The sequence below is a fragment of the Erysipelothrix larvae genome (assembly GCF_001545095.1).
Classification (GTDB): Bacteria; Bacillota_I; Bacilli_A; order Erysipelotrichales; family Erysipelotrichaceae; genus Erysipelothrix; species Erysipelothrix larvae.
The window spans coordinates 1,228,097-1,241,040 of sequence record NZ_CP013213.1; the positions used below are offsets into that span (position 1 = coordinate 1,228,097).

Sequence of the window (12,944 nt, forward strand, 5' to 3'; positions counted from 1 at the left end):
AATTATATTTTTACTTTCATTTATATCTATTATACACGAAAAAGTTCGAATCTCACACACTTGGCGCTTCAACAAATGAAATTGTTTCGATTTTCACTGATTTTTTCGTGACATCATCAACACTAACCACAATTGCATTGATCATCGATTGTCCTTCGGCTACTTTAAAGTATGTTTTTTCACCCAATACCATCGATTGATACAGCTCATCAAAATCGCGTCCGATAATTGAATCCACAGCACCACACATTCCAACATCTGTTATATAGGCTGTACTGCCAATCATTCGTGCATCATTGGTTTGAACATGCGTATGTGTCCCAACAAGGCACCCAATTTTATCTTTGTATAAGGTCGCCATAAATTGCTTCTCACTGGTTGACTCAGCGTGATAATCAACAAAATAATAATCAGCTTGAACCTTTTCCAATACATGTTCCATATAGGGGTATGGTGCATCCCCTACCCGATTCATAAACGCCTCTCCATACAAATTAACAACACAAAGTGTCATATCCTTCACCTTATAAACTTTATAGTATTTACCAAAATCTAAAGGTTCAATATTTGCTGGAATGAGTAAATCTTCTGTGTCTGCATAAAAATCATAAATTTCGCGTTTTGCAAAGGCGTGATTTCCTAGTGTAATACAATCAATACCCAGATTTTTGAATTGATTGTATATTTTTCGCGTGATTCCTTTGCCATGTGCAGCATTTTCACCATTGCATATTGTGAAATCAATGCTGTACTTGCTTTTTAAGCAAGACAAATGGTCAGCTACAATACGCCGACCACTTGCTCCTACTATGTCCCCTATAAAGAGAATATTCATTATTTTGCGAGTTCCTGTGCTCGTAATTCACGAATCACAGTAACTTTGATTTGACCTGGGTATGTCAATTGTTCTTCGATTTCTTCACGAATTTCTCGTGCAAGTTTTGTTGTTTGTAAATCATCGACTTCGTTTGGAACAACCATAACACGAAGTTCACGTCCAGCTGAAATTGCGAATACGCGTTGAACACCTTCTTTGGTGCTTGCGATTGCTTCAAGATCTTCAAGACGTTGAATATAGTTTTCAAAGGATTCAAATCGTGCACCAGGTCTTGCAGCACTTAGTGCATCCGCAGCAGCTACAAGCACAGAAATTGCGCTAGTTGCTTCTGTATCACCGTGGTGTGATGCAATCGCATTGATAACCACAGGGTGTTCTTTACATTTTTTCGCAAGACGAACACCAAGTTCGACATGGCTTCCTTCCATTTCAAAGTCAAGTCCTTTACCAATATCATGGAAAAGTCCTGCTCGTTTCGCAAGCTTTTGGCTTAACCCAAGCTCAGCTGCCATCATCCCCGCAAGGTGGGCAACTTCAACTGAATGCGAAAGCGCATTTTGACCATACGAATAACGGTATTTCAATCGCCCTAATACGGCAACTAATTCTTTATCAACTTTACCAATTCCTAATTCAAAGAGTGTGTCTTGTCCTGTTTTTAGAATTACTTGATTTAGGTCTTTACGAACTTTTTCAACAACTTCTTCAATACGTCCGGGTTGAATTCTTCCATCTTGAACTAATGTTTCAAGTGAAAGCTTCGCAATCTCACGACGAATTGGATCAAAACAGGATACAGTAATTACTTCAGGAGTATCATCAATAATTAAATCAACACCTGTGGCTTGTTCAAAGGCACGAATATTTCGGCCTTCACGACCAATGATCCGACCCTTCATTTCTTCATTTGGTAACGAAATCACGGATGATGTATTATGGACTACTTCATCTTGTGAGTAACGAGAAATCGCAAGCGAAATAATATTACGAGATATTTCTTCTGCACGTAAGTGCGCTTGTTCTTCTTGTTCTTTAATATAAGCTAATGTTTCATTTTCCATTTGCTTTTCTACGACATCAAACAATTCTGCTTTTGCAGCGTCTACTGACATATTTGATACGCGTTCTAATTCTGCAAGTTGTACATCAATTCTTTCTTGAAGTACACTCTCCATCTTATCCAATGAAGCTTTCTTGGACTCTAATTCACGTTGTTTTTTACTAATTTCTTTTTCTTTTTCAACTAGATTTGCATCTTTAAAACTCAGGTTATCTTCACGTCTCCCAAGTTTATTTTCAAAATCTTGTAGTTCTTTTCGTTGAACTTTAAGTTCTTTTTCTGCATTCAGTTTAATCTCATAAGCCTGTGTCTTCGCTTCTAAAGTAGCTTGGCGAACATGGTTATCAGCTTTTGTCTGTGCTTCGTTCATTAGGTTACGTGCTTCCATACGTGCACGATTTAATCCAAGTCTATCCATTACAATTGTAATTACGATTGTAACGACTAATACTATCAATGCGGATAAGATGCCAATCAATAATTCTTTTGGCATATTTTCTCTCCTAAATTTTTTTATCATTAGTTTCCTAATACATATATAATACTTTATTTTCGCTGTTTTCACAAGTTGAAAGTGTTATATTGTGTGATTTAAAATCTTGTTTGATTATTGATTTTAAGTATGGTATCGTTAAATTTGAATTACAGGAGGAAAACATGAAACAACGCAACCGATGGTTGTTACCGATACTTGCAATTTTGATTGTTGTATTTGGTGGTAGCCTTACTTACATTGCATTAAATAAAAACAAACAACCTGATATTGTTAAACCGACACCTGATCCAACACCTGAACCAACACCAGATCCTGTTGATAAAGTTACAAGTGTGGATGTATTAACACTGGGTGATTTATTATATCATCAGTCATTTCTAGGAGATCCTTCTGTTGATGCATTCTCTTTAAATTTCAAGCATATGACATCGTATTTTGATGCTTCAGACCTTGTAATAGGAAATTATGAGACTACAACAAACCCAAACATGCAATATCAAGGATATCCATTGCTCAACACACCTAAAGAAGCGATTACAGCTATCAAAAACGCAGGTATTGATGTATTAAACACCAACAACAACCACAGCATGGATTCTCGTTTAGAAGGCGTGAAAACAACGCTGGAACACATTCGTGCTGAAGGACTTAAAACTGTTGGAACAAATCTTGCTGGCGAAGACAAACGTCTTGACTTAGAAATCAATGAAATTAAGATTGGAATTCTATCTTATAGCTTTGGTTACAATGGTTTTGAAGCTAACTTGACTCATGAAGAAATGACTACTTTATTATCGGTCATTGATGAAGGTCTTATGAAATCACAGATTGCAGAAAGTAAAGCAAAAAATGATGCAACCTTAGTAATCATGCACTGGGGTGTTGAATATCAAATCAATGCAAATTCAAACCAAAAAGCATTGGCACAGAAACTCGCTGAATGGGGTGTTGATGTTGTTATTGGCGGACACCCACACGTCGTACAAGAAACTGAAATGATTGATAATACTTATGTGATCTATTCATTAGGAAACTTTGTATCCAACCAACGCTATGAATCGCTCAAAAGCGAGCCTGAAGTTACTGATGCATACGAAACAGAACGCGGGCTTGTCGCTGGATTTACAATCACAAAAGACCACCAATCCGGTAAAGTCACAATTGATAACAAAACATACATTCCAACATGGGTGAATCGTTACGAAATTAATGGAAATCGTTATTATGAAGTAATCCCAACTGAAGACTATATTGCAGACTCTAGCAAATTTGATCACATCACAAGTGATTTAGACACTCGTATACGAAAAACACAACAAATTATCATGGACCGTGTCAGTGGTTCTTAACGAAAAAGAAGCAGAAATTTCTGCTTCTTTTCATATTCTATGACCGTTTAATTACAATTTTTACTCTAAATCCACGTGAACTATAATAAGAATCCGCACCATTATGGTATACAAAGACAGTATTATATCTAAAATCACAAAACAACGCTCCACCTAGGTCTCGAATGGGAAGTGGTGTTAAAATCCACGACGATGTTTTCTTATCAAACTGCCCTACTTCTTGAAGCTTCCGGTAATCTTTTTCATCAAGTAGTTTAGCTCCCATCGCTTTAGCAATCGTGAGTGCATCGGTTTCAGGTGGAAACTTCTTTCGTGTGAGTCTCGCCAGCTCATCATAACAAACGTTTCTTCTTCCCTTTGGTGATTCTTCTGAACAATCCATAAATACTATATCTTGTGATTCATCACATTGAACAACATCTGGTTCACCCTGTGTCAGTTCCATTTGACTTAAGGTGTATAAAACAGTTTCATGAGTATTTAAGACTGTTTCAACTTCATTCCACGTAAGTGATGGGTGTCTTTCCTTATGGGCATTAAATCTAGTTTTAAGTGTAACTATGAGTGTTTCTTTTTCTAAGGCACTCAAATGTTTTTGTGACATAGTCATTCTCCCTTTATTCTTCAATTAAATCTTAAGGAATATGATGCCCATTTACAACTTATATAACCAAAAACTGCACTAAATATATATATTTTTAATCAAAGATCTCTTTGCACAGCTCATTATTTTTAATTTCACTCAATTGATTAAACAACGAAGCAACCACCAAAACACCATTACTAAACGGGAAATGAATAATTTTCGGGTCGTTATCGATCATGGTATCACTCATAATGAGATCATACTTATTTTTTCTGAGTTCATGCTTATAATCATTCTCATGTGCAATTACAATTTCTGGATCAATTTTCATAATTCGCAATAACTCAACCAGTTTATCATTTGTAAACTGAAGGTGTTGGTTGTAATAACGACTCAAAAATAAGATCTTCTTTTTTGGAATGAATAGAAAATCACCCACATTAATGACTACCCAGTAAAACAATAAATTACGATACAACGATAGATCTACGTTCAGATTTTTAGATGCTATTGATAAAAAGTGATCAAAATTTTGAATGAGTTCGTCATTAATCATTGTAAACTCTCTAAAGAAATCTGAAATTGTGAGTGAAAGACCACTGATATTAAACGGAAACAATTCATATAGGTATACACCTATAGACATAATTTGTCGTAATGTATCAAGTTGTTGTGCAGATAATGACTCTTTAAAACAAAGCGAACACTGTGTCTCATACTGGTCAAGAATTTCTTTCATCTTTTTCTTAGAAACAAGCGATTTTGAACTTTCAATCATGTCACGATATTGAATAAGCGCTTCAATTACTGTTTGTTTTGTAACATTTGGTAACTCAGATTGAAGCAAGCTTAAATCCCCTTTTGTAAGTTTTACTTTCTTGGATTGGGCTTCATAATCAAGCACTTCACACTTTGTAACCGGATCTGATTGGCGAATAACAAAAATGGAAAACAGTGCACACTGATACGTATCTTCCCACAATTCAGTATCTTCAACATGCGCAAAATGCAATTGGTTTTTATTGAGTATTCGTGAAATTGGACTGTATAATGAAATTAATTCATCACTACTCTCAGTATGCGTTGCCACAAGATAAAAGAAAACAAAGATACGAAAACGCATTTCATGTGTTGCGAATATATGGTAACCATCATTCACAGCGATTTTACCTCCGTAGCGACATAATGCATTATTCAATAGAATCACCTGTTTGTAGAAGTTAGCACGGCTCATTGAAAGTTGACTGCTGTAGTAATGTGCTTGTTTTCCATTATTCATTAAGAGCAATCGAAACACCTTACCAAATAACGAATCCGTCATGATGGTGTTGTGAAGCGACATGCGTGTATCTTTATCAATATTTGTTACGATGCATCCATCTTCACCAATTAGGTTACATTTTTGCAAGTCGTTTTTTAATGTTGATTCTGATGTGTCCAGTTTCTTCGCCAGGTCTGACAACGTAAATGGATCTTGAGAATAATAGAGTGTGTTCAACATCTTCAGCTTTCGCTTAATATGAAATTCTAGGGGGATATTCATGGCGTCTCCTTTCTAAGTTAGGTTGTTTATACTTTAATAATTTTTTTATATTAAACTTAAGACATCTAACTGATTAAATGGGTAAATCATTGAGGATTCTATATATAAATATTATATATCTAGAATTCAAAACCATTTTTCAAGGAGATGAAATTTTTTTATACAAATATTGGAACGTAACTTGACGCAAATAATACGAAAAGAGCAGAGAAATTCTGCTCTAATCATTTTAGTTTTCTTTCTTGCGGTACCCTTTGTTTACAAGAAGTAATACAAGTCCAAATAATACAGATAATGCAGGTGCAAAATTTGTACTTAATCCAGTTGCTGGTAATTTACCAGTGTTTGTAGGAGTTTTACTTGTATCACTTGGATTGGATACTTTTGAAGTGTCTGTAGAAGGTGTTTTACCATTATCAGGTTTTGGTGTCACATCTTTGTCAGGTGTTGTAGGTTTGTCAGTGTCTGGTGTTGTAGGTTTGCCAGTGTCTGGAGTTTGAGGTCCAACTGGTTTACCTTCATCATTTTTAGTGTATACATAGCGAACGATTTGATCTTCATCAGATATTTCGCCTTTCACATTGCCATCTACTCGACTCAATGTGTACCCTACAATTTCAAGTGCTGCACTTTCATATGCATCTCCAACATGACCATTGAAGACTACTGATTCATTAAGTTCAACGCCATTCTCATCTTCGTAAACAACAACAACAGGTTTTCCTACTTTAAGCCAAGTTGCAACTAATGTTACATCACCCATTTGTTCTTTTGAAATTGATTCAATTGAATTATTTTCTACATCGAGCCAACCCATGAATGTATAGCCATCGCGAGTTGGTGCAACAAATGAATCTACGCCAATACCATAGGTATACTCGGAAGGATTCGATGCATCATTTACTCCGCCATTAAGTTCGTAGTTGATTGAATAAACTTCAGCTTCAAATACAGCATAGAGTGTCACATCACCCATTTGTTTCTTACTGATTTGAGATACTGGGTTTAAATTCTCATCAACCCATCCGATGAATTTGAATCCATCTTTGGTCGGATTTTCAAATGATTTAACACCCTTACCATAAACGTAGTGTGTTGGATTTGACGGTGCATTCACACCACCATCAAGAACATATTCAATCGAATATTCATTAACTTTCCAAACTGCTTTTAATGTTACAGGTCCCATTGATTTTGAACTAATCTCAGTGACTGTTCGACCTTTTTCATCAACCCATTTAACAAAAGTGTACCCTTTTCTAACAGGATCAGCAAAGGAATCAACGCCAATACTATAGGTATAGTCTTTTGGATTGTCGGTTGAATTTCTACCGCCATTTAGGACATATTTGATTGGATAAACATTTGCTTGCCATTTCGCAACAAGTGTAAGATGACCTGTTGATCCTTTAGGAATGCTCACAACTTTATTTTCGCCATCATACCAACCTAAGAATGTATAACCCTTACGTGTTGGATTGTTGAAGTGTTTCACACCTGTTTCAATGGTATAGAATTTAGGATTGTCAACTTTTGATCCATCTGGATTTACATAGGTAATTTGGTATCTAGTCGCTACCCATTTCGCAACAAGTTCAATATTTCCTGTTGAGCCTTTGCGGATGGTATCAACTCGATCTTTTCCATTGAACCAACCTGCAAAATCATAGCCTTTACGTGTTGGATTTTGAAGTCTAATTGTATTTGACTCAATCGTATAGCTTGTTGGATTGTCTTGGTGATTCGTACCGCCACCAAGTACATATGTGATGGTGTATTTTGTAAGACTCCATTTCGCAACAAGTGTAAGATGACCTGTTGTTCCTTTAGGAATGTTCACAACTCTATTTTCGCCATTATACCAACCTTCAAAATCATAACCTTTACGTGTTGGATTGTTAAAACTGTCCACACCGGTTTCAATGGTATAAGTCGAAGGATTTTTAACTTTTGATCCATAAGGATTCACATATGTAATTTTGTAAGGAATTACTTTCCATTTCGCAACGAGTGTAATATGTCCAGTTGAACCTTTACGGATGGTATCAACTTTTTGATTATCCCCATTGTACCAACCTACAAAATCATAACCAAGACGCGTTGGATTTTGAAGTTTAATTGTATTTGACTCCATGGTATAACTTGTTGGATTATTTTTGTGATTGGTTCCACCATCAAGTACATATGTGATGGTGTATTTTGAAAGACTCCATTTTGCAAAAAGCTCTACATTTCCAGTTGAACCTTTACGGATGGAATAAACTCGATCTTTACCATTGAACCAACCTTCAAAGTCATAGCCTTTACGTGTAGGTGCTTGAAGGATGATTGTATCGGATTCAATCGTATAACTCGTTGGATTATCTTTATGATTTGTTCCACCACCTAGTTTATAAGTAATGGTGTAAGGATTTGCTTCCCATTTCGCAACAAGTGTAAGATGACCTGTTGTTCCTTTAGGAATGCTCACAACTCTGTCCTCACCATTATACCAACCTAAGAATGTGTAACCTTTACGTGTTGGATTATTGAAACTCTTAATAGTAGTTTCGACGGTGTATGTTGTAGGATTTTGAACTTTTGATCCATAAGGATTCACATACGTAATCTTGTAAGGAATTACTTTCCATTTCGCAACAAGTGTTATATTTCCAGTTGAACCTTTACGGATGGTATCAACTTTTTGATTTTGCTCATTGTACCAACCTACAAAATCATAGCCTTTACGTGTAGGTGCTTGAAGAATAATTGTATTTGACTCAATCGTATAGCTTGTTGGATTGTCTTGGTGATTTGTTCCACCACCTAGTTTATAAGTAATGGTGTAAGGATTTGCTTCCCATTTCGCAACAAGTGTAAGATGACCTGTTGTTCCTTTAGGAATGCTCACAACTCTGTCCTCACCATTATACCAACCTAAGAATGTGTAACCCTTACGTGTTGGATTATTGAAACTCTTAATAGTAGTTTCGACGGTGTATGTTGTAGGATTTTGAACTTTTGATCCATAAGGATTCACATACGTAATCTTGTAAGGAATTACTTTCCATTTCGCAACGAGTGTAATATGTCCAGTTGAACCTTTACGGATGGTATCAACTTTTTGATTATCCTCATTGTACCAACCTACAAAATCATAACCAAGACGTGTTGGATTTTGAAGTTTAATTGTATTTGACTCCATGGTATAACTTGTTGGATTATTTTTGTGATTGGTTCCACCATCAAGTACATATGTGATGGTGTATTTTGAAAGACTCCATTTCGCAAAAAGCTCTAGATTTCCAGTTGAACCTTTACGGATGGAATAAACTCGATCTTTACCATTGAACCAACCTTCAAAGTCATAGCCTTTACGTGTAGGTGCTTGAAGGATGATTGTATCGGATTCAATCGTATAGCTCGTTGGATTATCTTTATGATTTGTTCCACCACCTAGTTTATAGGTAATGGTGTAAGGATTTGCTTGCCATTTCGCAACAAGTGTAAGATGACCTGTTGATCCTTTAGGAATGCTCACAACTTTATCCTCACCATTATACCAACCTAAGAATGTGTAACCCTTACGTGTTGCTTCATGTAGTCGAATTGTATTTGACTCAAAGGTATATTTTGTTGGATTATCTTTGTGATTTGTTCCGCCATCAAGTTCATATGTAATGGTGTATTTATCAAGTCTCCATTGTGCCTTTAAGATAATGTCTTGTTTTAATCTAGAATTAATTGATGTTACCAAGTCACGTCCATTGTACCAACCTAAGAATTCATATCCTTCACGTGTTGGATCCTTTAATTGAATGGTACCATCTTCTTGAGTATAGTAACTTGGATTTTCAGGATGGTTTGTTCCACCGTTAAGTTGATAAGTTATCGTATATCGTTTTAATTCCCATTTTGCTTCAAGTGTAAGATTCCCAGTTGATCCATTAGGAATGCTCTCAACTTTTTCTTCTCCGTTATACCAACCCAAGAAGTTATATCCATTGCGTGTTGGTTCATTAAAACTCAAAATCTCTGATTCTACAGTATATGAACTTGGATTATTTACATTTGATCCAAATGGATTCACATAAGTAATTGTATAAGGGATTACTTTCCAATTCGCAACATACTCAACATTCTCATCTGCTTTTGCTGACACGATTGGTGACCATGAATCAAAGATATAACCTGGTTCACAATTTAACAAATCACCTTCAAATGCAGGAGTATCTGATCCTTTATTTACAACTGTAACTTGTGGATCAAATTTACCTTTCAATCCTGCAGAATAAGTTACTGTAACGTTTGTAGCTTTCTTAACCCAAATTGCTGTATAGGTTACTTTCTTTGCATCAACTGTAGGTTTAACTTCAGGATCCCATCGTAAGAATTCATATCCATCTTTGCAATCGAATGAACCTGTATATTCAGGTGTTGGTGCGCCTATAGTGGTACTGATATGAGTCGTACTAAACGTCCCTTCTTTCCCAGACTGGTATGTCACAGTAGCTGCTTCAGGTTTAGGTGCACGTGCAGTTGGTTCCTCAGAAGTCGCATCAAATGAAATAGAACGTAATATACCACCGATTTCTATATCTTTAGTAATACTTTGACTCACCGTTGTAGAGAATACATTTGCTTTAGTAGTTAAGGAAGTTGATACATAAGATGTACCTTCTACTGAATCAGAGAATTCTACTTCAAGTTTACCATTGTAAATGCGCCATAACCCTTGAACATCACCTTCACTACCAAAATGAGTGAAGTCAGTGTTATTGATTGTTAGTTCATCAATTTCTGGCAATTGCACGCTAAAGTAGTCTCCTTCTTTTAGTGTGCTTTCATAAACATCCAGTTCAAAACTAAATGTTAATCCAATTGTTTCTTCAGATTTTATTGGTGTTTTATCACTATCAATTTCCGCTTCGTCAGTGTTAATTAACTTCCAATTGGTTATATTAACAACTTTAGAGTAATCAGTACCATCACTTGCGGAAATGTTCGTAGCGAATGTACTACTAAAAAGAATTACAAACGTCAGTAAGACATTTAAAATCTTTTTCTTCATAAATAGCCCTCCTCTTATGGAGTAGAAAGTGTGTATTATACAAGAATAATCATCGCTATATACTTCCCCTATATAGAAATTAACCCACTAATATCCCACAGCTCCTACTATAAATTCATTATAGGTCTATTTATAAACGGTATTTATTATGAAGTTTTTAGGGTTAAATTGAATTTTTTATTAAAAAAATCTATGACTTCGTTAATAAAATCACAGATTATTAATACAATATTTGGTTATAGATTATAATAATATATAAAATAAATGTATCTTATTAGTTAACTTGACTTGTTAGACCCTTTTTGCTTTCTCATTTTAGTAATTAATGTGCGATGAACTGGGAATAAATTGAACACTCCTTCATACTTGAACAGGATGATAACCTAATAAAAAAAAAGACACGTTTTCGTGTCTTTTTGATGTTAAATATGTCGGCAATATGATTTATAAAACTTACTCAAATATAAATCATTGGATTTTCAGTTCTATAATACGGTTATCTTAAGAGCTCTTTCGCTTTAAGATTTGCCATACAACTTGTACTCTTAATGCTAACACAGCTACAAGATATACAACGACTGCAGCAATAATTGAGCCTAATACCGCAATACGTTGACTTCCTATCTGTGATTGAAGCAGTGGATTTACAAAGTATACTGTAACTCCCATTAATCCAGATGCAATAAGAATTTTTGAGAAATCACTGCGTATTGGTTTTAGATTAAGAATTCCTAAATTTGTTTTTGCGTTCCAAATGAGGAAGAGCATCGATATAAACGAAGCAATCGATGTTGCCAATGCTAATCCACTTAATCCAAAAATGCTACCAAGTATAATACATCCTGTGATATTAAATACAATATAAATTACAGAACCAATGAGTGGTTTTTTCATATCTTGAAATGCATAATGGATGCGGGAGAATAAGTCTCTAATGGCCACAAAGAATATACCCACAACATATCCAATAAGAATGGTTGCGAGCATTTGGACATTTTGATCCGTGAACATATCATTGGTTGCATATACAAAGCGAACAATGTCTTCACTCATCAATAGCATTCCGACCATTGCTGGAAAAACAAAGAGTGAGAGCATTAAAATTGCATCATTAATTGAATGAATGAGTCGATCCTGTTTCTTTTCAACGACAGCAGTTGTAATTGTTGGATAGGCAACGGATAAGATACCATTTACAAAAAGACCCAACACAAATGATTGTAAGCGACTTGCATAGGTAATATATGTAAATGCACCTTCATCATAAATTGAGGTTGCATAAGAACGTGTGAACATATCATTCCCTGTTGATATTAATGCACTGATTAAGAGTGGAATTGATAAGGTAACCATTGTTTTTAAATGTTCATCATTAAAATCAATAAATGGTTTATATTTAAATCCAACCTTACGCATTTGCATAAAGATAATAAGTCCTTGGAAAATGTAACTTGATAAAGCACCAACACCTAAAATCCATGTTTGACCTGTACGTGCTGCAAGAACTGTACAAATTAGAATAATAATATTTCCAGGTATTGCAATTAGGTTCGGGATTATAAAGCTTTGGTGGACATTGAGGTATCCTGTACCAATCTGTGCAATTGCCATCCCTACAATACTAAATGACATCAATCGAACAAAGGTAGTTGCAAGTGCTAATGTTTCTGGATTATTTCTAAAACCAGTCGCAGCTACTGAAACTAAGAACTCTGGTGCTAGTAAGAATAAGATTCCGACTACAAACGCTAAAAGATTTAAGATATTAAAAACGTTGTTTGCAAAGGTATTTGCGCGTTCTTTCCCTTCCCTTAATACACGTGAATACATCGGTATGAATCCAGTAACAAGTGTCGCGGTAATTACCGTAAACACCATAGAAGGTAATGAGTATGCAAATGTAAATGCATCACTTACCGACCCTACTCCAAACATAGTGGTAATCAGTGTATCTCTTAGAAAACCAAATATTTTGGCGATGATTGTAACTATCATTACAATAATTGTTGTTTTCTTCATTTA

The 12,944-nt window shown here is 35.3% G+C and carries 7 protein-coding genes; 1 reads left to right on the forward strand and 6 read right to left on the reverse strand.

Annotation, left to right across the window (positions count from 1 at the left end; translation table 11 throughout):
* Window positions 1-52 precede the first annotated feature (52 nt).
* A complete protein-coding gene (locus AOC36_RS05700) occupies window positions 53-835 on the reverse strand; it encodes a TIGR00282 family metallophosphoesterase (RefSeq protein ID WP_067632325.1) in 783 nt (260 codons plus the stop codon).
* A complete protein-coding gene (gene rny, locus AOC36_RS05705) occupies window positions 835-2,391 on the reverse strand; it encodes a ribonuclease Y (protein ID WP_067632326.1) in 1,557 nt (518 codons plus the stop codon). The genes AOC36_RS05700 and rny overlap by 1 nt, the downstream gene beginning before the upstream one ends.
* A 164-nt stretch (window positions 2,392-2,555) precedes the next feature.
* On the opposite strand from rny, the gene AOC36_RS05710 reads away from it, so the two are divergent.
* The gene (locus AOC36_RS05710) at window positions 2,556-3,743 is read left to right on the forward strand and encodes a CapA family protein (protein ID WP_067632328.1); all 1,188 of its coding nucleotides are present in this window, start codon (window positions 2,556-2,558) and stop codon (window positions 3,741-3,743) included.
* Window positions 3,744-3,780: 37 nt separating this feature from the next.
* On the opposite strand, the gene AOC36_RS05715 is transcribed toward AOC36_RS05710, so the two are convergent.
* The 4 genes from AOC36_RS05715 to murJ form a co-directional block, all read right to left on the reverse strand.
* Entirely contained in the window at window positions 3,781-4,347 is a 567-nt protein-coding gene (locus AOC36_RS05715) for a DUF4256 domain-containing protein (protein ID WP_198401210.1), read from the reverse strand.
* A gap of 94 nt (window positions 4,348-4,441) precedes the next feature.
* The gene (locus AOC36_RS05720) at window positions 4,442-5,872 is read right to left on the reverse strand and encodes a helix-turn-helix domain-containing protein (protein ID WP_067632332.1); all 1,431 of its coding nucleotides are present in this window, start codon (window positions 5,870-5,872) and stop codon (window positions 4,442-4,444) included.
* 229 nt (window positions 5,873-6,101) lie between these two features.
* Entirely contained in the window at window positions 6,102-10,922 is a 4,821-nt protein-coding gene (locus AOC36_RS05725) for an InlB B-repeat-containing protein (protein WP_067632335.1), read from the reverse strand.
* Between the two features lie 501 nt (window positions 10,923-11,423).
* Complete coding sequence (gene murJ / locus AOC36_RS05730; RefSeq protein WP_067632337.1) at window positions 11,424-12,941, reverse strand: murein biosynthesis integral membrane protein MurJ; 1,518 nt, start codon at window positions 12,939-12,941, stop codon at window positions 11,424-11,426.
* Window positions 12,942-12,944: the final 3 nt, after the last annotated feature.

What these genes read in the sequence shown, in the direction of transcription:
- AOC36_RS05700 (WP_067632325.1), bottom strand. Translation starts at nt 835, where the DNA reads ATGAATATTCTCTTTATAGGGGACATAGTAGGAGCAAGTGGTCGGCGT.
- rny (WP_067632326.1), bottom strand. Translation starts at nt 2,391, where the DNA reads ATGCCAAAAGAATTATTGATTGGCATCTTATCCGCATTGATAGTATTA.
- AOC36_RS05710 (WP_067632328.1), top strand. Translation starts at nt 2,556, where the DNA reads ATGAAACAACGCAACCGATGGTTGTTACCGATACTTGCAATTTTGATT.
- AOC36_RS05715 (WP_198401210.1), bottom strand. Translation starts at nt 4,347, where the DNA reads ATGTCACAAAAACATTTGAGTGCCTTAGAAAAAGAAACACTCATAGTT.
- AOC36_RS05720 (WP_067632332.1), bottom strand. Translation starts at nt 5,872, where the DNA reads ATGAATATCCCCCTAGAATTTCATATTAAGCGAAAGCTGAAGATGTTG.
- AOC36_RS05725 (WP_067632335.1), bottom strand. Translation starts at nt 10,922, where the DNA reads ATGAAGAAAAAGATTTTAAATGTCTTACTGACGTTTGTAATTCTTTTT.
- murJ (WP_067632337.1), bottom strand. Translation starts at nt 12,941, where the DNA reads ATGAAGAAAACAACAATTATTGTAATGATAGTTACAATCATCGCCAAA.